This window comes from Pseudoruegeria sp. SHC-113, assembly GCF_025376885.1.
Classification (GTDB): Bacteria; Pseudomonadota; Alphaproteobacteria; order Rhodobacterales; family Rhodobacteraceae; genus Pseudoruegeria.
Map to the genome: position 1 here is coordinate 27,436 of NZ_JAHUBR010000003.1, position 21,553 is coordinate 48,988.

Genomic DNA, 21,553 nt, shown 5'->3' on the forward strand with positions numbered 1-21,553 from the left:
TGACAGATGGCTCAGACGGCACTGGTAACGGGAGCGGCCCGCAGGCTTGGCCGCGCCATGGCGCTGTATCTGGCGGAGCGCGGCTATGACGTGGCCGTGCATTATCAGGGCTCTGAGGCCGAGGCGCAGGAGGTCGTGGCGCAGATAAGGGCGATGGGCCGCAAGGCCGAGGCGTTTCAGGCGGATCTGGTGGCGGAAGAGGGCATTCAAAGCCTCTATCCGCGCGTGGCCGCCGCTTTTGAGGGCCCCGTGACCTGCCTCGTGAACAACGCCAGCGTGTTTGATTACGACAACCTGCACACGGCCACGCGTGAGAGCTGGGATCGCCACATGCAGAGCAACCTGCGCGCGCCTTTCGTGCTGACGCAGGCGCTGGCCGCACAGGCCCCGGCTGCGGGCGTGGACGCAAATGGCGAGCCGATCGCCACGTCGCTGGTGATCAACATGCTCGATCAGCGCGTGCGCAAGCTGACCCCTGAGTTCATGACCTACACCATCGCAAAGATGGGCCTCTGGGCCTTCACCCAGACAGCCGCGCGGGCGCTGGCCCCGGCGGTGAGGGTGAACGCCATTGGCCCCGGCCCCACCCTGAAAGGCGCGCGCCAGAGCGAGGCGCATTTTGCCAACCAGCGCGCCGCCACGATCCTGAAGCGGGGCGCGAACCCTGACGATATCACCGCCGCGCTGGGCTATTTCCTCGACGCCCCTTCCGTCACCGGCCAGCTGCTGTGCACCGATGGCGGGCAGCATCTGGGCTGGCAAACGCCGGACGTGCAGGGGCCGGAATAAGCCCTCTTCAACAGGCCCGACCAAAGGGTCCTGCGACGCGCCGGAGCCCGTAGACTGCCAAGTTTTGCACCGCTCACAGGGCTGTTACAAAACCGTTAGAAATCCTTCAATGATTTCAATAATTTGCAGCAGATCACGAAAAATATCGTTTAAAATCAGATACCTGTATATGCGCCTATTTTTTCAGCAACTCAAAGAATTGGCAGGAAATACAGGGTTTTTCCGCCCGTCAAAATAGTTGTCACCAGAGTTATCCCCAGAAACCGTGGAAAGCTTCCCTCTTGCCCATGGCGTGATTAAATTGCAGCCCCGGGCAAGAATCAGACAGCAGGTGAAACATGGGCGCAGAGGATGAAGCGGCGACAGGCGAGCAGGCGCTGACCGGCCATGCGCTGATCCAGAGCCTCCTGAAAACGCTCGACAACTCCCCCGGCGTCTACCGGATGCTCGATGCTCAAGGTAGGGTGCTCTACGTCGGCAAGGCGCGCGCCTTGCGCAAGCGGGTGAGCAACTACGCCAACCCCCATGGCCACTCCGGGCGCATCCTGCGGATGATCCGCGAAACCGCCTCGATGATGTTCCTGACAACGCGCACCGAAACCGAGGCGCTGCTGCTGGAGCAGAACCTCATCAAGCAGCTCAAGCCCAAGTACAACGTGCTGCTGCGCGACGATAAGAGCTTCCCCAACATCCTCGTCTCCAAGCATCACAGCTTCCCGCAGATCAAGAAGCACCGGGGGCGGAAATCGGAAAAGGGCGATTACTACGGGCCCTTTGCCTCTGCGGGCGCGGTGAACCGGACGCTGAACCAGTTGCAGAAGGTCTTCCTGCTGCGCAACTGCACCGATGCGACGTTTGAAAGCCGCACGCGTCCCTGCCTGCTGTACCAGATCAAGCGCTGTGCCGGGCCCTGCGTGGGGCTTGTCTCCGAACAGCAATACGGCGCGCTGGTGAAGGACGCCGAGCGCTTCCTGCAGGGGCGCAGCACCCGCGTGCAGGAGGAACTCGCGGCCCAGATGCAGGCGGCCTCCGAGGCGATGGAATACGAGCGCGCCGCCGCGATCCGCGATCGCATCCACGCGCTGACCCATGTGCAATCGGCGCAGGGCATCAACCCGCGCGGCGTGGCCGAGGCTGACATCGTGGCGCTTCACATGGACAGCGGACAGGCCTGTGTGCAAGTCTTTTTCATCCGCGCCAACCAGAACTGGGGCAACAAGGATTACTACCCGGCCACCGGCGCGGGCGCAGACGCCCCCGAGGTGCTGCAGGCATTCCTTGGCCAGTTCTACGACGGCAAGACGCCGCCCCGGCAGATCTTGCTGTCTGATGACATCGAAGACCGGGAGCTGTTGGCCGAGGCCCTCTCCGAAAAGGCCGGCCGCAAGGTGGAGATCGCGGTGCCCCAGCGTGGCGAGAAGGCCGAACTGGTGGCCGGTGCGTTGCGAAACGCCCGCGAAAGCCTTGCGCGCAAGATGAGCGAGACCGCCACGCAAGGAAAGCTGCTCCGGGGCCTTGCGGAGGCTTTCGATCTGGACGCCCCGCCGCAGCGCATCGAAGTCTACGACAACTCCCACATCCAGGGCACCAACGCCGTGGGCGGCATGATCGTGGCTGGGCCCGAGGGCTTCCTGAAAAACCAGTACCGCAAGTTCAACATCAAGGGCACGGACCTGACGCCGGGCGACGATTTCGGCATGATGAAAGAGGTGCTGACCCGCCGCTTCAAGCGCCTGCTGAAAGAAGATCCGGACCGCACCTCCGGCACATGGCCCGATCTGCTGCTGATCGACGGCGGTGCCGGGCAGGTCTCCGCCGTGGCCGAGATCATGGCCGAGTTGGGCGTGGAGGATGTGCCCATGGTTGGCGTGGCCAAGGGGGTGGACCGCGATGCCGGCAAGGAGGAATTCTACCGCCCCGGCGCGCGCCCCTTCGCGCTGCGCCACAATGATCCGGTGCTCTATTTCGTGCAGCGGATGCGCGATGAGGCCCACCGGTTTGCCATCGGCACCCACCGCGCCAAGCGGGCCAAGGCCGTCTCCGCCACGCCGCTGGATGACGTACCCGGCGTCGGCCCCACCCGTAAGCGCGCCCTGCTGGCGCATTTCGGCTCTGCCAAGGCAGTGAGCCGCGCCGGGCTTTCGGATCTGAAGGCGGTGGAGGGCGTTTCGGATGCGCTGGCCGAAACCATCTATGACTTCTTCCATGAGAAGTCCTGACGCGGTAAAGCTTTGCCCATGACATGGAACCTGCCCAATATCCTCACCGTCCTGCGCCTGCTCGCCGCGCCCGCGCTTGGCCTCGTCTTCCTCGGCCTTGCCGCGCCCTATGCGGAGTGGATCGCGCTTTTGCTGTTCATCGGCGCCTCGCTCACCGATTGGGTTGACGGCTATCTCGCCCGTGCCTGGAAACAGGAAAGCCGGTTTGGCGCGATGCTGGATCCGATTGCCGACAAGGCCATGGTGCTGATCGCCATCGTCGTGCTGGCCGCGCTTTCGGGGCTCGACTGGCTGATCCTCATGCCCTGCGTGCTGATCGTCTTTCGCGAGGTCTTCGTCTCCGGGCTGCGCGAGTTCCTCGGTGCGGATGCGAAACTGCTGAAAGTCACCAAGCTCGCGAAATGGAAAACCACCGTGCAGATGGTGGCGATTTCCGTGCTGTTCGCCCGCGCGCTGTTCGAACACTACCTTGGTATGCAGATCTTCGGCATGGATGAGGCCACCGTGACGGCTATTCTCGATGGCGACGCGCCCGATACGCTCGGCATCGGCTGGAAGGTGCTGGCGGTGCAGGCCACCGGCCTTCTGGGTGTTGCACTCCTGTGGCTGGCGGCTGTGCTGACGGTGATCACGGGCTGGGATTATTTCTCCAAGGCGCTACCCTTCCTGCAAGACGGAGAGCGGCCATGATCGACGTGATGTATTTTGCCTGGGTGCGTGAGCGCATCGGCATCCCGAAAGAGCAGATCCAGACCGACGCCACCACGGTGGCGGAACTGGTCGAGGAGCTGAAAACGCGCGAGGAGCGCTACGAGGTGGCCTTCGCCGACACCTCCGCCCTGCGCGTGGCGCTGGATCAGGAACTGGCCGAGTTCGACTCGCCGCTTCAAGGCGTGCGCGAAGTGGCCTTCTTCCCGCCCATGACAGGCGGCTGAACCGATGAAGATCGCCGTGCAGCAAGCGCCCTTCGATTTCGGGGCCGAGGCCAATGCCTTCGCCGCGGGGCGCAAGGACGCCGGCGCCGTCGTCACCTTCACTGGCATTGTGCGCGATCTGGCGCGCGGCGATCTGGACCGGATGGAAATCGAGCACTACCCCGGCATGACGGAAAAAGCGATCACAGCAATCGCCGAGGAAGCCGTCACCCGCTGGTCCCTCAAGGACGTTCTCGTCATCCACCGCCACGGGGTGCTGGAACCGGGCGACATGATCATGATGGTCGCCACCGCCGCCCCCCACCGTGTGGACGCTTTCGCAGCGGCCGAGTTCCTGATGGACTACCTCAAATCCCGCGCCCCCTTCTGGAAGAAGGAAGTCACGGCAGGCGGTGCGGAATGGGTCGACAGCAAGGACGAAGACGAAGCCGCGCTGGGCCGCTGGGCGGACTGAGCCTCACTTTGTTCTGAAAATATCCCCGCCGGAGGCATGAAAGTTCCGGCATGCCCACTCAGCCGATCGCGGCTTGAAGGTCGAAGATGGGCAGCAGGATCGCTAACACGATCACCAGCACGAATGCCCCCACCAGCATCATCAGGATCGGATCCAGCAGCGCGGCCACGCGTTTGCGGTCATTGGCGAGCTGGCTTTCGATCATCACCGCCGCACGTTCCGTCATCCGCCCCAGCCGGGCCGAGCGCTCCCCGGCGCTGATCAGCTGACGGCCCACGGCGGGGATCACGGAGAGCTGCTGCAGCGCAGCCGAAAGGCTCGCTCCGCTGCGCACATCGGCGCTCACCGCCTCGGCCTCGTCGCGAAAACGGGCGACGGTCAATACATCTCCGGCGCTTTTCGTGGCGTCCAGCACCGTCTGCCGGGAGGAGATCACCAGCGCCAGCGTGCGCAGGTATTGCGCCGCCGCGGAAAGCCGCATCAGCCGTCCGACAACCGGAAGCCGCAGCAGAAGCCCATGCCAGCGGGCGCGGAACGCCGGTTGGCGCAGGGCCAGCAGAAAAAGCACCGCGCCGAGCACCGCCCCGCCCAGCAGCCAAAGGAAGTGCGCCCGGATCCAGTCGCTTACCCCAAGCACGATCTGCGTCAGACGGGGCAGCGGCGCGCCGGTGACCTCGAACATGGCCACGATCTCGGGCGCGACATTGACCATCAGTACGGCACATACGACGAGAGACACGGCGGCCACGAAACCCGGGTAGATCAGCGCGGTGGCGAGTTTCGCCCGATCCGCCCCGGCGCTTTCCATGTGGTCGGCCAATTCACCGAACACCACGTCCAGATCGCCCGAACGTTCGCCCGCCCGCAGCGCGGCAGCGTAATAGGGGGCAAATCCGCCGCCCGCCTGTTCCACGGCAAGGGACAGCGGCGCGCCGTCCAGCAGCCGTGCCTTGGCGCGCATGGCGAATTGCGCCATCGGCCCGCTGCCGCCGCCATCGCCTTCGCGCACGATGTCCAGCGCGGTTTCCACCGGGATGTCAGAGGCCAGAAGCACCGCCATCTGCCGGGTAAACACGGCCTGCATGTCGGCATTCAGGCGGCCGCGCAGCCCGCGGCCACCGAGCCCCTTGCGGCGCTCCGACCGGCCCGAGAGATCGGAGGCAAACAGCCCGCGCGCCTCCAGTTGCCGCCGCGCATCGCTTTCGCTTTCGGCCACGATCAGCCCGCGCTTGCGCCGCCCGGTGGCGGAATAGGCGGTATAGGCGAAGCTTCTCACAACACGTCGCCCACGACGCGCAGGGTTTCGGCCATGGTGGTGCGCCCGTCGGCCACCCAGCGCAGGCCTTGGCCCAGAAGGCTGTCTTGCGCCGCGATGGCGCGCGCGCGCAGGGCGGTTTCGCCCGCGCCGCTTTCGATCATCTGGCGCAGGGGCTCATCCACCTCGGCAATCTCGAAGATCCCGATCCGCCCGGCATAGCCACTGCCGCCGCAGGCCGCGCAGCCTTCCGCGTGATAGACCTGCGCCGGGGCGGTAACGCCGCCTTCGGCAAAGAGCCGTTCTTCGGCGGCGCTCACGGGATGCGGCACGCGGCACTCGGGGCAGAGCCGCCGCAGCAGGCGCTGGGCAATCACGCCGCGCAGCGTGGCCGCGATGAGGAAGTCATCCACCCCCAGATCGCGCAGCCGCACCACTGCGCCCACGGAGCCATTGGCGTGCAGGGAGGAAAACACGAGGTGCCCCGTCAGCGCGGCCTGCGCGGCGACGGAGGCGGTTTCCCCGTCGCGGATCTCACCCACGAGGATCACATCGGGATCCTGCCGCAGCGTGGCGCGCAGCCCGGCGGCAAAGCTCATGCCGATCTCGGCGTTGATCTGGCTCTGGGAGATGCCCGGCAGATCATATTCGATCGGATCCTCCACCGTCACCACGTTGCGTTCGGCACTGTTGGCGAGCTTGAGCAGGGAATACAGCGTCGTCGTCTTGCCCGAACCCGTAGGGCCGGTGGCAAGGATGATGCCGTTGGGCTTGTCGGCCAGCCGCTCCAGCCGGGCGATCTGGCTTTCGGTCAGGCCTAGATCGGCCAGCGGCAGCAACCCAGCGGAGCGATCAAGGATCCGCAGCACAATCCGCTCGCCGTAGTTGCCCGGCAGCGAGGACACCCGCGCGTCGATTGCGCGTCCGCCCAGCCGCAGCGCGATGCGCCCGTCCTGCGGCAGCCGTGTTTCGGCGATGTCGAGATCGGCCATCACCTTGAGCCGGGAGACGACCCGCCGCACGGGCACATCGGGCCGGTCCAGCACCGCTTGCAGGAACCCGTCGATCCGCATCCGCGCGCGCAGCCCCTTTTCATGGGGTTCGATGTGCAGATCCGACGCCCCCGCCGTCACCGCCTGCCGCAGCAGTTGGTTGACGAGCCGCACCACCGGGGCATCCTCGGCCTCTTCCAGCAGGTCGCGTGGCCCGGCGACGCTGCCATCCTCTTCAAGGTCAAACAGCAGATCCTCGGTGCCCTCCGCGGCATCGCCCGACTGATAGAGCGCAGCGAGCGCCACATCGAAGGCCTCGGAGCCGATTTCCTCGAAGTGGTAGCCGGGATCCAGCCGTCGCCGGGCCTCGCGCAAGCCCAGCAGCGTGGCCTCGGGTGCGGCCAGAAGCCGGGCGCCGTCGAGCAGCACCCGGTTGTCGCGCGCGAAGGCGAAGGGCAGCCGTGTGCCGCTATTGCCCGTTAAACTGGAGTCGGGACGGGAGCGGGGGGTATTTTCGGCGTTTTGCGATGTCATCCACGAAGCCCGCGTCGAAAGGTTGGTTCAGATCGGCGCCATCGAAGGGGAGGCTCTGATCCGGGGTGCGGGGGTATTGTCCGGTATCAAGGGGTTGCAAGGCAAGGCTTGCGCGGCGGCTTTCGCGGGTCACTTCACGAGTCAGCTGTTCGGCCTGCTTGTCATTTGCAACAACGCGGGGGCGCAGCAGCACCAGAAGCACGCGCTGATCCTGTCGCACGTTCTTGCCCCGGAACAGCCCGCCGATCAGAGGCGTATCCCCCAGCCCCGGCACTTTCTGAGAGTTCGCACCAGAGCCATCCTCGAGCAAGCCGCCCAGCATGATCACGTTGCCGTCGCGCACGAGGACATTGGTTGAGAGCGTACGCTTTGCGGTGATCTCTCCCCCAGCTGCGGAGGTTGTGTTGGTGAGGTTTGAAACCTCCTGACTCACCGCCATCCGCACCGTGGAATCGGCGTTGATGGTGGGGGTGACTTTCAGCGTCAGGCCCACATCCTGTCGTTCAATGGTTTGGAAAGGGTTCTCTACGGAATCCCCGGTGGTTGAGAAAGAGCCGGTGATGAAAGGCACATTCTGGGCCACCACGATTTCGGCTTCCTGGTTGTTGAGCGTCAGGATCGAGGGCGTGGAAAGAAGCCGGGTGCTGGTTTGCGTGGCCACGGCCTGCAGGAAGCCAACGATCTCGGCCTCTCCGCTGGTGGCCCGCCCCACCAGCGTGCCGCCGCTGCCGGGATCGACGACCTGATCGTTGATCACAGCCGAGACGACGCTGGTCAGCGTCGGCCGCCCTTGCAGGGCGAATTGCACGCCGCCGGCCAGCGCGTCGTTCACAACTGCGCCGAATTGCACCGAAAGATCCGAAAAGCCCTGCACGCTCATCTCGAAGATCACCGCTTCCACCAGCACCTGATGCGGGCGGCGGTCGAGGTTGTGGATCGAGGCCACGATCTCGTTGATGCGATCATTCGGAGCGGTGACGATCAGCGCGTTGGAGCGCGGCTCGGCGACGATGTTCACCGCGCCGTTCTCCTGTGTGCTGCCGAAGCTGCGCAGAATGATGTCACCAAGGCTGTTGGCGTCGGCATAGTTCAGCTGCACCACGCGGGTGGCCACGCTGCGCTGGGGCTGATCGAGGTTCGTTACGATGGAGCGTACACGCTGGCGGAAGTTGCTGGAGCCTGAGACGAGCAGGGCATTGCCCCGGCGATCGGCGGAGACTTTCGCGCCGGGCGGTGTGATTTCGAGCGAGTCGATCACCTGCAGCATTTCGGTGGCATTGGCATTGCGCAGGCTGATCATCTCGATCGGCTGTTCGCGGCTCTGGTCCAATTGCTGGATCAGGCGGTCGATCCGGCGGAAGTTCTCGGCTCGGTCCGAAAGGATGATGAGCCCGGCGGAGGGCACGGTGGAGAGCACGGCCTCCTGCGGCAGCAGCGGGCGCACCACTTCCGTGATCTCGCTCAAAGGCGCGTTGCGTACCGAAATCACCCGCGTTTCATACGCACCGTCCAGCAGGTCGGCGCGCGTGCCCGGCGCAAGGCCACGGGCGGTGCCAAGCTGCACGATGCGATCCGCTTCGTTGCCTTCCACGATGGTCAGCCGGTTCAATTCCAGAACGTTCAGGAAAATCTCGTAAACGGCTTCCTCCGTCATCCGGCCCGGGGCGATCACGGTAACGGTGCCACGCACGTCCGGATCGAGGATGAAGCGGCGGCCCGTGGCCTCGGCGACGATCTGCACGAAGCTCTTGATGTCCGCATCCCGCAGATCAAGCGAGACCTGCGCCCGCGCGGGAAGCATTGTGGAGAATGCCAGAAGCAGGCCTAGCAAGAGTGCCCGCAGTTGAAGGGTGTGAGTCATTGTGCCTGTTCCGCCCGCAGCCTTTTCAGACCGTGTTCTTGTAACGCCGTTGCGGGGTGTGGCCCGCTGGCGTGTCTCCTGCCTCATGGCCCCGTTTGCCGGGATCCGTCTATCGTCTTGTTTTACCGTCTCGTTCTTGGGCCCTGAATGTCATGCCGTGACGCGATCTCAAAGAGATTTCGCGCCAGCCACGCAAGGGCTTCGCAGCCAGTGTAGCCGAAATAATCGCCGAGCACACCTGTTTCACGAATCGGCTTGGCGGGCGGTGTTGGGAAACGAGGCTTTACGGGTCCGGGAAGGCTAGGAATTGCTGGGTGTCGGCCTCGCCGAACCAGATCCCTTCCTCCGTGATCTTTGCCACCACGAGGCCGGGGGCGAGCGTGTCGCCCTCGCGCAGCAGTGCGCTTCCCGTGGGGTGGGACAGGATCGCCCATTTGCCGGCTTCGCTTTCGAAAAGGCCTACGAGGCTGTAGCCGAGGCCCGAAACCGGCGGCGCAGCAGCGGCTGGAGGCGCGGGCGGCGTCGGCGTGGAGGCTTGCGCGCTTGGGGGCTGGGGTTCGCCGAAGAGCGGCGGCCAGACGGTCGCGGCGGGTTGCGGCTGCGCGGCTGGCTCCGGTGCGGGCGCGGGTGCTGCCGCCTGCGCGGGTGAGGCCGCTTCGCGGGGAACGGGGCGCAGATCCTGCCAGGCAAGATACAGCGCTCCACCCAAAGCGGCGGCGGCGGCGATGCCGGCAAGAAGGGGCAACCGTGCCATGAAAACCTCAGTTGTTTCCGTTGTTTGTGCCGATCGGCGGCTGCATTGTGGCCTGAATCGCCGCGCGATGGTAGCGTGGTTGCCACAAAAAGCCCGAATGGGCGGCCGCTGATCCCGGTACGGCAAGCCGGATCGGACAACAGGCCAGAACGACGAGAGTGAGGCAGACAGTGAGCAGACCCATGCAGATCCGCATTGGCCCGATGGTGGCCGCCCTAACGCTTTCCGGCGCAATCCTCGCCGCCTGTTCGGAAGGCCCGAGCGTCAGCCGCGCGTCGCATTTCCGGGACGATTACAACACCGCCCGTGCCGCGCTGGAGAACGAGAATTTCGCCAAGGCGGCCAAGCAATACAAGGCGCTGATCCCCGTGGCCGGGCCGCTCGCGCCCCGGATGGAGCTGGAATATGCCCATGCCCTGCTGCGCGACGAGCAGTTCGAGGCGGCGGCCGGCGTGGCCCGGCAACTGGCGGCAACCCAATCCGACACCGCCCGTGCTGCAGCCCTAGCGGTGCAGGGCACGGCGGAACATGAAACCGCACTCTCGCTGATGGATGCCGACCCGCGCGATCCGCGCGCCGTCAGCTACCTGCGCTCGGCTTCGCAGGCGCTGGGCGTTGCCATTGCCGATCCCGCCGAACTGGATCCGCTGGGCGCGCTGGCCACCCGCAAACGCTCCATCGACGCGCTGCTGGCCGGCTTTTCCTGAGCCATTAAGGGGTGCGCGGGGCCAGCGACAGCTCGGCCTGCACGCTGCCCTCGGGCGCGGTGCGGGCGAGGCTGAAGGCCTCGATCTGGTAGCCCCAGCGCGCCGACACCCCGCTGAGCCATGTCATCAGCCGGGTGAATTCCACCGTGTCAAAGGCCAGGCTCACGCGGCCGTCGCCCTCGGCGGAGAGGCGGCTGACCTTGTTGCGCAGGCGGGCGGCGATCAGGCTTTCCTCGATGCCGCTGGTGCCGATCGGCGCGGTGGGGGCTTCCGGTAGTGCCGGGCTGGCGGCGGCAAGGGCGCTGAACTCCGCCGTGCGGGCCTGCACCCAGCCCTGCAGCGCGCGTTCTTCCAGCACGCGGGCCTCGGCGGACAGCCGCGCCTCGCGCAGCGGGGCCAGTATCGCGAAGGCGAGGCCCGCGATCCCGACCACCACCAGAAGCGCGAGCAAGCGCCGCTCCCTTGGGCTGCGCTGGGCGAGGGCGGTGTAGAGATCCGTCATTGGTCAGGCTCCCAGCCGGTGATCATCAGCCGCGCGGCCACGCCTTCGCCGTCCAGCGCGGAGGCATCGGCGAGGGAGGCGGTAAAGCCGCGCGCCCGTAACTGCGCGAGCAGCGCGTCGGCGGCGGCAAAGCTGGCCAGCGTCAGATCCACGGCCAGTTCCGCCCCGGCCACAAAGGCGACCGCCTGAACCTCAGTGCCATCAGGCGCGGCGCGCAAGGCGTCTGCCGTGGCTGCGAACATTCGCAGCGGATCGGGGCCCGAGTCCGTAGCAGCAGGGCGCTGCGCCGCTGCCAGCGCTCGCGACACCTGTGTGCGGACATCAAGGATGGGCCCCGTCGGCAGGATCGCGCTGCGCAGCATGGCTTCGGTCTCGCCACGCAGGGCGCGGGCCTCCTGTGCGGCCTGCTGGCCAAGCCACGCCTGATGGCCGCCGAAGGTGAGTGCGGCAAGGCACGCCAGCGCGGCAGGCAGGCGCCACGGGCGCAGGGCCTGTTGCAGGCGCTGCGCCTCCGCGCCCGGATCCTGCAGCAGATCGAGCATGACGGGCTGCGCCTGAGGCACCGCCAGCCCCAGCGCTTTCAGGCCCTGCGCCTCGGTGCAGACGGGCACATCCGCCGCCGCCAGAACCGCGTCGATCCCGGGCGAAGGTGGCCCGATCCAGACAGCGCCTCGCATGGAGGTGGCCGCGAGGGCGCGGCGCAGTATCGCTTCGCAGAGGGGCGGTTCGGCCGAAAACCCGTCGGAGAGGCCGAGGCGGACGAGCACGCGGTCGTCGCGCATCTGCAGGGTTGCAATGTCTTTCGCTGCGGGGAGATCCAGGTAGTCCGGCAGCAAGGCGAGCGCCCGCGCACGGGGGCGTCCGGTGACCTCCGCCCGCCACCCGGCAAGGGCCTCGCTGGCCGCCACGACGGCCCGATCCCAGGTGCTGCTGGCCTTTGCGTCCGTGAGAAACGGGTGAACCTCGGCCGCCGAAGCCGCCAGCCCGGCCCCGTCCCGCAGCCGCAGGGCGGCCACCTTGCGCCGTGCCGCGCCCTTCAGCCCGTCAGGCAGGGACACCGGAAGCAGCGGCGCGGCCTCGCCGGGGACAAGGGCCACGAAAGCCGTGTCCGGCAGGGGCGCGCCAGAGCCGCAGTAAAACCGGGGCAGTTGCGAAAGATCCCTGCGGCTCACCGGCGCGCCTCCGGGCGGAAGCTTTCCGCCCCGAGCGGCGTTTCGGACGCAGAGGCGCTGGGCGAGATCAGGGGGCTGGCGGCGATCCCCGGCTCGGCGCGGAAGCTGACCTGCGCGCCGCCGTCGGTCAGCCTGCGCTCAAGGCCCGCAAAGCGGCGCAGGGTGAGCCCGTCCAGCCGGGCCTCGATCTGAGCCTCGTACCAATAGGATTGCAGGGACAACTGCTGCATCACGGCGCCCTCAAGGGCCTCCTCTCCCAGTTTGGCGACCAAGCGCGCCTCGAATTCTTCCAGAGTTTTGGCCGGTTTGGCCCGGAGTTCAAGCGCGAGCGCTTCGACGCCTGCCACCTCGGCCGCCGGAAACAGGGCGGCCAGCACCTGCGGCGGGGCCGCATTGACGTTCACGGGCAGGCGGCCGGGTGCGGCGATGGCGACCGTGGCGAGCCTTTCCAACTGCCGGGGGCCGAAACCGGGCACGGCCAGTAGATCTTCCAGCCGCGCGACAGGCCCGCCCCGGGGCCGGTAGGCGGGGGCGAAGCCGCGATAGCGCGCGGCGTCCGGGGCGTCGCCCAGATGGGCGCGGATCGCGGTTGCGAGGGATTGGGACAAGCCGATCCGCGCCATAAGCCGCTGGAAAGCCGCCCCCGCGGCCAGATCGTCGGGATTGGCAAGCCAGTTCACATTGAACGCCCCGCCCCGATCCTGCAGCCGCGCCGCCACGTGGCCCCGGTCGATGGGCACATCGAACACGAGGGCTGCGCGGAACGGCGCGATGGCCGCCTCCGTTGCGTCCTCGCCGGGTTGGGGTGGGCCGGAGGCCGGACGGCTGGCGTTCAGCCGGGTGATCAGCAGGGTTTCGGCGGCCTCCAGATAGAGCGTGGCCTGCGCGGCGGTCTGGCCGCCGGTCTGCCGGGCGAGGCTTTCGCCGGAGAGGCGCAGCAGGAAGCTGGCGACGAGCGAGAGCGCAAGCACCACGACCAGCGCGTTCAGCAGCACGAAGCCGCCGGAGCCATCCGCGCGCCGCCTCATGGGCGCACCACGAGGATATCGACGCGGCCCGTGGCCTCAAGCGTGACAGAAGCCTGCACCGCGCGGGGCAGCGCGTCGGTGAAGCCGGTGGCCCCCGGAGGCTGGCCATCGCCGGATTGCCATTGCCCCCCGGCGTCCAGCACCGAGATCTCGAAGGCCTGAACCCCCTGCAACAGCGTCACCCAGGGCCCGGCCGCCTCAGAGGTGCCGGGCTGCGTGCTTGGCCAGACCCGGCGTTGCAGCTGCCCGGTTTTAGATTCGCGCCGCCAGTCCACCCGCATCGGCTGCCCGGCGGGCGCGGCCTCGGGCAGCCGTGTGCGCAGCGTGGAGAGGCCAAGTGTTTCTGCCCCAGCCGGTGCGACGAAGGCGGAGCGTGGGCCGTCGTTTTGGTCTGGATCATGGAACAACGCGGGCCCCATATGCGCCAGATCGCTTCGGATCAGCGTCGCGGCAACGGCGAGATCCGACGCCGCCAGCGCGACCTCCGACAACCCGTCGCGCTGGCGCAGGCTGCCCGTGATCGCCTGCAGGCTCATGGTGGCCACCAGCGCGAACACGGCCATCGCCACCACCAGCTCGATCAGGGTGAGGCCACGGTCCGTGCCGTCGTTTTTCTGGCGGGGCGGCGGCGTCATGGTGTCGGGCCCGCGATATAGGCCACGAGCGCGGCGCGGGCCGAGGGGTTCTGCGTGGAGCTGACGGTCAGGCGCAGTTCGCTAAGCCCGCCTGCGGTGGGTTCCCACGCCTCCTCGATGGTCCAATCCTGCGACGCCATGGTTGCAGGCGCGCCGGATGCGGGCTGCAGGGCCGGGGGCAGGAGCCGTTCGGCGGCCCGGTTCTGGGCTACGATCAGCGCCAGCGTGCGGCCCGCCTCCCCGCCCAGCGTGGCACGGCTGCCGGATTGTAGCCGCAGGATCCCGACCAGCGCGATGGAGAGCACGAGAACCGCAACGATGAGTTCCACGAGCGTCAGTCCCGCGTCCTTCGGGGCGCGGTGCTGTGCCGGGGGGCGGGGTGTCAGCGGAGCTGGCATGCAAAGCCTCCCCAGCCATCGCCGCTGCAATCCGCGCGCGCGCCATTGGCTGTAGCCAGAGAGAACAGCAGCGCCTCACTTGCGCCGGATGGCAGGAACAGCGCCTCAGTCCGGAGCGGGGCACCGTTGGGCAGGAGACGCAGGCGTCCGCTTTCCCAGCGCGCAACCGGCGTGTTCACGCCCTGCGCGCTGGCCGCGCCCCCTCGCTCCAACGAGAGCCCCTCGGCCTGCACCCGGAGACGGTAGGGGGTTTGCCAGAGCACCGCCTGCTGTGTGGCCTGCCGCACCTGTGCTTCAAGCCGCGCCACGTCGCGCGGGAAGGCTGCGCCGCGCGCCCCGAGCGCGAGCGTCGCCCCGACGGAGAGCAGCGCCATCACCGCGACGACGACAAGCAGTTCGAGCAGGGTAAAGCCGCCTGTGCGGCCTTCCGGAGCCTTGAGAGGGGTTACTGCGCGGACCATGAGCCGATGTCGGCATCCATCCCGCTGCCGCCGGAGACCCCGTCGGCACCGTAGCTGAAGATGTCGAATTCCCCGTGCACGCCGGGCTGAAGATACTGGTAGTCCGCGCCCCAGGGATCCTTGGGGAGCCTGTCGATATAGCCATTGGTGGCCCAGTTCGCCGCGAGCGGTTCAAGGCTGGGCGGGGCCACGAGCGCCTGCAGGCCCTGCTCGGTGGTCGGGTAGCGGAAGTTGTCCAGCCGGTAGAGGCCGATCGCGCTTTCCAGAACCGCGATGTCGGCCTGCACGCGGGCAAGGCGGGCCTGATCGGGGCGGTCGATCACGCGGGGCACGATGACAAGCGCAAGGATGGAGAGGATCACGACAACGACCATCAGTTCGAGCAGGGAGAACCCGGCGTCGCGGCGGCGCAGGCCTTGGCTTTGGCTTTGGTTGCGGCTCTTGCGGGCGGGGTGCGCGGATGCGATCGTCAAATTGTCACCTCGCTTTGGGCATGGCACTAAGGGGCAGGTGGCGCACAGGATGCGCGCCGGGTTGCACCACGAATGCCATTCTTTCACCGCGCTGCCAATTGATTTGGGCGAGAAAACCGGAGCCGGACAGATCCAGACCCCCTTCCCTACGCCCACGGGCCTGCTTGTTTACCTGCTGCTGATCGCGCCCTTCGTGGGCTCTTTTCTGGCTGTTCTGGCCGACAGGCTGCCCCGTGGTGAAGGCGTGATCAGGGGCCGGTCTCGCTGCCGGTCCTGCGGCGCGGCGTTTGGCTGGCGCGATCTTGTGCCGGTGCTGTCGTGGCTGCGGCTTAAGGGGCGTTGCCGCGCCTGTGGCGGCCGGATCCCGGCCTGGCTCACGGCCTCTGAAGCGCTGGCACTCGTCTGTGTTGGCCTTGCCGCCGTGGCGGCGCAGGGCGGTGTCGCGGATCTTGTGCTGCTCTGTCTGATCCTCTGGGTGGCGCAGGCGCTGGCCTTCTCGGACGCGCTTTGGATGCGATTGCCCGATCCGCTTGTGGCCGGGCTTCTGGCACTGGCTCTTCTGCGCGCAGCCCTGCCGTGGGGCATGGGCCTGCCGGAGGCGCTGGCCGGTGCGGCGCTGGGCAGCGGGGTGTTCTGGGCCATCCGCTTTGCCTATGCGCAGCTGCGCGGGCGCGAGGGGATGGGGCTTGGCGACGTGAAGCTCATGGCACCGCTGGGCGCGCTCGTGGGGCCGTTTGGCCTCGCGCCCATGGTGCTGATCGCCGCGCTGCTGGCGTTGGGGTTTGGCCTCATTCAGGCGAAGGCGGACGGCGCGCTGTCGGGTACAACCGCCGTACCCTTCGGCACGACGCTTCTTCTGGCCATGGCAGGTGTTCTTTGCCTGTGAAGCCACCCTCGCCGTTGAGGTGGCGGGCGGAAGCCCCTAGGGTGCGGGAACATATGACCAGAAAGGGATTTTCGATGCGGCCTTCGCTGCCCCAGCCCCTGCGCTTTGTTTCCAACGGTATCCAGCGCCGCCCTGCCGCCTTGGCGCTGGCGCTCGTGGCCATGCTCGGCGTGGCCGTGCCCTCTGCCTATGGCGCGGACGATTCCGGCGGGGCGCTTCCGGCGGATATGGAAGCCATCGAGAAGGCCTATCTGGCCGGAGACTATGAGACAGCCCGCGCGGCGCTGATCGCCCTCGCCGATGACAGCGCTTCGCCCGTTGTCTGGTATCGGCTGGGCCACATGCTGGCAGAAGGGCGCGGAGGCGCGCAGGATCTGGAGGCCGCGAAGGCCTGGCTTGGCAAGGCGCTCGAGGCCGACTACGCCGACGCCCGAACGCTGCTGGGCCGCATCCTGCTCTCTGGCGATGAATCCGAGGCTGCGCGCGCCGTGGCCCTGCTGGGCGAGGCCGCCGCCGCGGGCGATGCGACGGCGCAATATGCGCTCGCCAATGCCGCCATGCGGGGCATCGGCATGGAGGCGGATCTGGCCGAGGCCCGCCGCCTGTTCGAGGCCTCTGCGGAGGCCGGAAACGCCCGCGCGCAATATGCGTTGAGCCAGTTCTACGACAAGGGGATCGACGGCGGCGTGCAGGACAGCGCCAAGGCGCTGGCGCTGTTGCAGGCAGCCGCCGGGCAGGGCAACGCCTGGGCGCAATTCGATCTGGCCCGCAGGCTCGGCGATCCGGCGTCCGGGCTTGCCCCGGATGAGGCGCTGGCAGACAGGCTTCTGAAAAGCGCCGCCCAAGGCGGGCATCCGCAAGCGCTTGCGATTGTTGGCATGCAGACATTGCAGGGCCGCAGCCCGGACATTGCACCGGATGCTGGGCTCGCCATGCTGCAGGCCTCGGCCGGGATGGGTGATCCGATCGGGCAGAACAACCTCGGCTGGGCCTATGCGACGGGCACCGGGGTCACGCAGGACGATGTGGCCGCGGCCCGGCTCTATGGTCAGGCCGCCGATGCCGGTTACCTGCCGGCGGCGCTGGTGATGGCCAGTTTCTTCGAGGCGGGGCGCGGTGTGCCGCAGGACATGGCGCGGGCTGTTGCGCTTTATCTTGAGGCGGCGGAGAAGGAGTCGCCCGCTGCGCTTGCCCACCTTGGGCGCCTTTCGGCGCAGGGGGATCTGCCACAGGAGCTGGCGTCACATAGCGATCACGGGGCATGGCTGCGCCTTGCCGCCCTGCAATGGCCGGATTCCGATGCCGCCGCGATGGTGCTGGAGGCGGCGCAGGCCGGGGATCCGGCGGCGCAGCTCTGGATGCTGGAGATCGTGGAAGCGCGGGACGCGCCCGAGGCCGCGGACCTCGCCATGGCAGTGGGGTTTCTGGAATCGGCAGCTCAGGCCGGTGAGCCACAGGCGCAGTTCCGGCTGGGCCAGCTCTTCGCGCGTGGCGATCACGTGGCGCAGGATTTCGTCAAGGCGCATGGCTGGACAAACCTTGCCGCCGCCGGCGGCTACCCCGGCGCGCGGGAGGCCCGTGGCGCGCTCGCCGATCTGATGACACCGGAGCAAATCGCCGAAGCACAGGCCATGGCGCGGGCGCTGCTCTCGGGAGCGCGGCAGTGATTTCGGCGCGGACTGCCGTATTTGCGGCCTGGGCGTCGGTGCAGATTGCCTTCGCGGTTTGGCCGGGGGCGGGGCTGGCGCAGACGTCAGGCACGGCACAGGATGCGGCCAATGTCCAAGCGTTGGAGGCCGCTGCGCGCACCGGTGACGCCAGCGCGCAATTGGCCTTGGCCGAAGCCTACAATGCGGGGCTTGGCACATTTGCCGATTATCTGAAGGCAGAACAGTGGTATGCGGAAGCTTCGGCACAGGGGGTGGCGCGGGCCACGTTGATGCTGGGGCGTTACGCCCGATCGGGGCTGACAGGCCCGGCTGATGGCGATAGGGCTGTTGCACTATTTGAAGCCGCCGCCGCACAAGGGGCCGTGGAGGCTCATCTCGAATTGGGCCTTCTCTACGAAAGTGGTGTCCTTACTCCACAGGATGGGGAAGCGGCACGTCGCAATTACATGGAAGCGGCGCAGCGTGGCTCGACCGAAGCTGAAGCGAGCCTCGGCACGCTTCTATACGAGGGTAAGCTCGTGCAGAAAGATTTGGACGCCGCCAGAACGCTTTTCCTGAAGGCGGCGCGGGCCGGGAACGCGCGCGCGCAGAACAATCTTGGGCTGATGTTCGTGCGGGGCGAGGGCGTGGAGCAGGATTACGAAGCCGCGGCACTGTGGTTTGAATTGGCGGCGGAGCAGGGCGAGCGCAGCGCGATGACGAACCTCGGCACGCTTTACGACAACGGTTTCGGCGTGCCCCAGAGCGACGAGGAGGCCAAGCGCTGGTACCGCATGGCGGCGGACACCGCGCGCGGCGATCATGTTGCGGCCCTCGGCGGCGAGACATTCGATCCTTGGCTGACCGGTGCCATCCTCGGGCCGTCGGAGATGAGTTTTGCGCAGGGCCGTGCGCGGCTGGGCGATCCGGTGGCGCACTACCGCCTCGCACTTACGGCGATGGCGGCGGATCCCGCGAACTATCTTGCCGCGGCAGATCATTTGCAGCGTGCGGCCGACGCAGGCTATGCGCCCGCGATGATCAACCTTGGCTTGCTTTATCAGCGGGGCGACGGTGTGATCGAGGATTTTTCGCAGGCGTATGCCCTTTTTTCGCGCGCCTCGCTCGCCGGGCTTCCAGCCGCGGCAGACCTCCGGGACAGTCTTGCAAGCGGAATGTCAGCGGTTCAGATTCTTGAGGCTCAAAAGCTTGCTGCGTCGCAGTGATTGCGTGACGTCAGGTAAGCTTTCCCGCTGCACGAAGGGCTGTCTGAGCAGAAGTGTTACCAAATAGTTGATTTTTTTTGGGGTATCTGGGACACTGTCCCGGATAGGGAAGGCTGTGACGACGGAGTCGTCGGGGTATTCATTTGCGAATTTTCAGAGCAGGTGGCTCTGACAGGGTTTTGGGAGATCATTGCATGGCACGCTTGAAGGCGATCACGGTTGTGAGCGCGGCACTGCTGGGTATTTCACTCGGAGCGGCCTCGGCCAATGAGCCTACAGAACAACTCAACTCCAACGCGATCTGGTTCGAAAATTGGGTCGGACTCAGCAATGCCACGCTGAAAGTGGCGGAGCCCTCGGGGCGGGTTGTGAGCATCTACGCCGAAAGCGGCACCCCGGTGTACCAGCTTCAGGGCAGCACTGTGGCCGACGGCGTTTACACCTATGAATTGACGGCGGCCACCGGGGAGCGCACGGCGCTGCTCGACCCGTCAGAGAACAACGGCCGGGGCGATGCCCAACAAGCCACAACGGCGGTGTCGTTCAGCATGAGCGGCGCGTTTGCCGTGGAACGCGGGGCCATCGTGCCCCTTGGCGCCGACGGCGCCGTGGAAGAGTGATCAGGGATTTTAGGGTCGAGGGAGACGCGAAATGAAAACAGTCAGTATGACGAAACTCAAGGGCCTTGCCCTGTCCACCAGTGCCCTCGTGCTCTCGGCGGGCGCCAGCATGGGCGCGCAGGTGTTTGCAACGGATCTGATCGTGCAGGGCAGCGCCTGTGTCGGTATCGACTGCTCGTCGTCGGAGAGCTTCGGGTTTGACACGCTGCGTCTGAAGGAAAACAACCTGCGCCTTCATTTCCTGGACACATCGTCCTCGGCAAGCTTTCCGAGCAATGATTGGCGGATCACGATCAACGATTCCTCCAACGGTGGCGCGAACTACTTCGCCGTGGAAGACGCAACCGCCGGGCGGATCCCCTTCCGTATTGAAGCGGGCGCGCCAGTGAACGCGCTCTATGTGGAAGCCGATGGCGATGTGGGCATCAAGACGGCCAACCCCGTTGTCGATCTGCACATCGTGGAAGGCAACACGCCTACGATGCGGCTCGAGCAAGACGGCTCGGATGGCTTCACACCGCAGACATGGGACGTGGCGGGCAACGAAGCCAACTTCTTCATTCGCGATGTCACCAATGGTTCCAAACTGTCCTTCCGCATCCGCCCGGGCGCGCCGGAAAGCTCGATCGACATTGCCTCGGACGGTGACGTTGGTGTCGGGACCTCTTCTCCTGACGCGCCCCTCCACGTGCGCCGGACCAACGGTACGGCACAGCTGCATGTTGAGGACGCGAGTTCCGTTTCCGGCAACAAGACGCTTCTGCAGTTGACGAACAACGCCGGGCGTCCGCGGATCCAAATGACGAACAGCGGCAATGGTGGCCCGGCTGCGGGCGACTGGTCCATTTCCGCGGGTGACACCTTCGTGATTCAGGATCGCACCACGGCATCAAACGTGTTTGTAATGGATGGGGCCGGGAACCTGACAATCACCGGGAGCCTGATCACGACCGGAGGTGGCGGGGCGTGTACGGTTGCAGACCCGTGTGACCGTGTGTTTGATCCTGAGGTCTACACCGTGCCTTCCATTCAGGAACATGCGGCCCTGATGTGGGAAAACAAGTACCTTCCGGCAGTGGGTCCGACTGGCCCGGACTATCCCATCAACATGACGGAAAAGATGCTGCGCATGCTCAACGAGCTGGAACACGCGCACATCTACATTGCGCAGCTGGAAGAGCGCGTTGTGGATCTTGAGAAAGCCATCGTAACCGAATGACCCCCTCAAATGGGTGGAAAGCAGGGCGGCGCCAACTCAATGGTGCCGCCCTGCCTATTCATAACGGGTGCTCTCTGTTCAACGATAAACTGGCGGTTTCCTTATGGCGCAAAACTACTACTACGACTCCGAGCTGATGGAGGAAATCGTTGCGCGCGGTGATCACAGGGCCGTGGTTGGCGGGCTGTGGGATGAGATGGGGAAACTGCAGCTTTCTTTCCTGAAATCGCAGGGGCTGAAGCCGGCGGATCGGTTACTTGATGTCGGTTGCGGGTGCCTCCGCGGCGGCACCCATTACGTGCGCTATCTTGAGGCCGGTAATTACTACGGTATTGATCTGTCGCCGCAACTTCTTGCCGCTGGTTACGACGTGGAGATCACGCAAGCCGGTTTGCAGGACAAACTGCCACGCGAAAACCTGCGCCAGACCGAGGCGTTTGATGCGACAGGATTCAGGGTCCGGTTCGACATGGCCGTAGCGGTGTCCGTGTTTACACATCTTCCGCTGAACAACCTGCGTGTGGCGTTGCATAATCTTGGCCCGGTGATGAAGCCCGGCGGCCGGTTCTTCGCTTCTTTCTTCATCGTGCAACCCCACGAAGATCTGTTTCAGGCTATCCGCCAACCGGGTTGCGACGTCGTGACTTTTCCAGACAAGGATCCCTTCCATTACTATCGCAGGGACCTTGTCCATTTCGCGCGCGGACAAGGGTGGGAGTTAGAAAACGTCCAGTCCTGGGAACACCCGCGCAACCAGAAAATGGTGTGTTTCCGCAAAGTCTAG

23 protein-coding genes are annotated in these 21,553 nt (G+C 66.3%); 12 read left to right on the top strand and 11 right to left on the bottom strand.

Features of this window, described 5'->3' with window-relative positions; translation table 11 throughout:
- The first annotated feature begins 6 nt into the window (after positions 1–6).
- The 5 genes from KVX96_RS16340 to KVX96_RS16360 all read left to right on the top strand — a co-directional run bounded on the left by KVX96_RS16340 (position 7) and on the right by KVX96_RS16360 (position 4,397).
- Positions 7–789 carry an SDR family oxidoreductase gene (locus tag KVX96_RS16340; protein ID WP_261195807.1) on the top strand — a complete coding sequence of 261 codons (783 nt, stop codon included), beginning with the start codon at positions 7–9 and terminating at the stop codon, positions 787–789.
- 338 nt (positions 790–1,127) lie between these two features.
- Positions 1,128–3,008: an excinuclease ABC subunit UvrC gene (uvrC, locus tag KVX96_RS16345; protein ID WP_261195809.1), complete on the top strand. Its 1,881-nt coding sequence runs from the start codon at positions 1,128–1,130 to the stop codon at positions 3,006–3,008.
- A gap of 18 nt (positions 3,009–3,026) precedes the next feature.
- Positions 3,027–3,698 carry a CDP-diacylglycerol--glycerol-3-phosphate 3-phosphatidyltransferase gene (gene pgsA, locus KVX96_RS16350; protein ID WP_261195811.1) on the top strand — a complete coding sequence of 224 codons (672 nt, stop codon included), beginning with the start codon at positions 3,027–3,029 and terminating at the stop codon, positions 3,696–3,698.
- Positions 3,695–3,943, top strand: a complete 249-nt coding sequence (moaD, locus tag KVX96_RS16355; RefSeq protein WP_261195812.1) for a molybdopterin converting factor subunit 1 — start codon at positions 3,695–3,697, stop codon at positions 3,941–3,943. The genes pgsA and moaD overlap by 4 nt, the downstream gene beginning before the upstream one ends.
- A 4-nt stretch (positions 3,944–3,947) precedes the next feature.
- Positions 3,948–4,397, top strand: coding sequence for a molybdenum cofactor biosynthesis protein MoaE (locus KVX96_RS16360; RefSeq protein WP_261195813.1), 450 nt, complete (start codon positions 3,948–3,950; stop codon positions 4,395–4,397).
- A 58-nt stretch (positions 4,398–4,455) separates the two neighbouring features.
- Here KVX96_RS16360 and KVX96_RS16365 read toward each other — a convergent pair whose 3' ends face one another.
- The 4 genes from KVX96_RS16365 to KVX96_RS16380 all read right to left on the bottom strand — a co-directional run bounded on the left by KVX96_RS16365 (position 4,456) and on the right by KVX96_RS16380 (position 9,793).
- On the bottom strand, positions 4,456–5,673 hold the full coding sequence (locus KVX96_RS16365; RefSeq protein WP_261195814.1) for a type II secretion system F family protein: 1,218 nt from the start codon (positions 5,671–5,673) through the stop codon (positions 4,456–4,458).
- Positions 5,670–7,178: a GspE/PulE family protein gene (locus tag KVX96_RS16370; protein ID WP_261195815.1), complete on the bottom strand. Its 1,509-nt coding sequence runs from the start codon at positions 7,176–7,178 to the stop codon at positions 5,670–5,672. The genes KVX96_RS16365 and KVX96_RS16370 overlap by 4 nt, the downstream gene beginning before the upstream one ends.
- Positions 7,114–9,039 carry a secretin N-terminal domain-containing protein gene (locus tag KVX96_RS16375; RefSeq protein ID WP_261195816.1) on the bottom strand — a complete coding sequence of 642 codons (1,926 nt, stop codon included), beginning with the start codon at positions 9,037–9,039 and terminating at the stop codon, positions 7,114–7,116. The genes KVX96_RS16370 and KVX96_RS16375 overlap by 65 nt, the downstream gene beginning before the upstream one ends.
- A 283-nt stretch (positions 9,040–9,322) precedes the next feature.
- Entirely contained in the window at positions 9,323–9,793 is a 471-nt protein-coding gene (locus KVX96_RS16380) for a type II secretion system protein N (protein WP_261195817.1), read from the bottom strand.
- 170 nt (positions 9,794–9,963) lie between these two features.
- On the opposite strand from KVX96_RS16380, the gene KVX96_RS16385 reads away from it, so the two are divergent.
- Entirely contained in the window at positions 9,964–10,500 is a 537-nt protein-coding gene (locus tag KVX96_RS16385; protein WP_261195818.1) for a hypothetical protein, read from the top strand.
- Positions 10,501–10,504: 4 nt separating this feature from the next.
- Here KVX96_RS16385 and KVX96_RS16390 read toward each other — a convergent pair whose 3' ends face one another.
- Genes KVX96_RS16390 through gspG form a run of 7 tightly spaced genes read right to left on the bottom strand, consistent with a single transcriptional unit; the run spans position 10,505 to position 15,169 of the window.
- Positions 10,505–11,002: a type II secretion system protein M gene (locus KVX96_RS16390; protein ID WP_261195819.1), complete on the bottom strand. Its 498-nt coding sequence runs from the start codon at positions 11,000–11,002 to the stop codon at positions 10,505–10,507.
- Complete coding sequence (gspL, locus tag KVX96_RS16395) at positions 10,999–12,174, bottom strand: type II secretion system protein GspL (RefSeq protein ID WP_261195820.1); 1,176 nt, start codon at positions 12,172–12,174, stop codon at positions 10,999–11,001. Before gspL ends, KVX96_RS16390 begins: the two co-directional genes overlap by 4 nt.
- Entirely contained in the window at positions 12,171–13,202 is a 1,032-nt protein-coding gene (locus KVX96_RS16400) for a general secretion pathway protein GspK (RefSeq protein WP_261195821.1), read from the bottom strand. Before KVX96_RS16400 ends, gspL begins: the two co-directional genes overlap by 4 nt.
- A complete protein-coding gene (locus KVX96_RS16405; protein WP_261195823.1) occupies positions 13,199–13,837 on the bottom strand; it encodes a GspJ family type II secretion system protein in 639 nt (212 codons plus the stop codon). Before KVX96_RS16405 ends, KVX96_RS16400 begins: the two co-directional genes overlap by 4 nt.
- On the bottom strand, positions 13,834–14,235 hold the full coding sequence (locus KVX96_RS16410) for a type II secretion system protein (RefSeq protein WP_261195825.1): 402 nt from the start codon (positions 14,233–14,235) through the stop codon (positions 13,834–13,836). Before KVX96_RS16410 ends, KVX96_RS16405 begins: the two co-directional genes overlap by 4 nt.
- Positions 14,220–14,696 carry a prepilin-type N-terminal cleavage/methylation domain-containing protein gene (locus KVX96_RS16415; RefSeq protein ID WP_261195826.1) on the bottom strand — a complete coding sequence of 159 codons (477 nt, stop codon included), beginning with the start codon at positions 14,694–14,696 and terminating at the stop codon, positions 14,220–14,222. The genes KVX96_RS16410 and KVX96_RS16415 overlap by 16 nt, the downstream gene beginning before the upstream one ends.
- Positions 14,681–15,169, bottom strand: a complete 489-nt coding sequence (gspG, locus tag KVX96_RS16420; protein WP_409977136.1) for a type II secretion system major pseudopilin GspG — start codon at positions 15,167–15,169, stop codon at positions 14,681–14,683. Before gspG ends, KVX96_RS16415 begins: the two co-directional genes overlap by 16 nt.
- Before the next feature lie 37 nt (positions 15,170–15,206).
- Here gspG and KVX96_RS16425 point away from each other — a divergent pair, with 37 nt between their 5' ends.
- From KVX96_RS16425 to KVX96_RS16450, 6 genes are all read left to right on the top strand, one after another.
- On the top strand, positions 15,207–16,055 hold the full coding sequence (locus KVX96_RS16425; RefSeq protein ID WP_261195827.1) for a prepilin peptidase: 849 nt from the start codon (positions 15,207–15,209) through the stop codon (positions 16,053–16,055).
- 53 nt (positions 16,056–16,108) lie between these two features.
- Positions 16,109–17,722, top strand: coding sequence for a tetratricopeptide repeat protein (locus tag KVX96_RS16430; RefSeq protein WP_261195829.1), 1,614 nt, complete (start codon positions 16,109–16,111; stop codon positions 17,720–17,722).
- A complete protein-coding gene (locus KVX96_RS16435; RefSeq protein ID WP_261195830.1) occupies positions 17,719–18,930 on the top strand; it encodes an SEL1-like repeat protein in 1,212 nt (403 codons plus the stop codon). The genes KVX96_RS16430 and KVX96_RS16435 overlap by 4 nt, the downstream gene beginning before the upstream one ends.
- A gap of 194 nt (positions 18,931–19,124) precedes the next feature.
- On the top strand, positions 19,125–19,550 hold the full coding sequence (locus tag KVX96_RS16440) for a hypothetical protein (RefSeq protein WP_261195831.1): 426 nt from the start codon (positions 19,125–19,127) through the stop codon (positions 19,548–19,550).
- Positions 19,551–19,581: 31 nt separating this feature from the next.
- A complete protein-coding gene (locus KVX96_RS16445; protein ID WP_261195832.1) occupies positions 19,582–20,769 on the top strand; it encodes a hypothetical protein in 1,188 nt (395 codons plus the stop codon).
- 103 nt (positions 20,770–20,872) lie between these two features.
- Positions 20,873–21,553, top strand: a complete 681-nt coding sequence (locus tag KVX96_RS16450; protein WP_261195833.1) for a class I SAM-dependent methyltransferase — start codon at positions 20,873–20,875, stop codon at positions 21,551–21,553.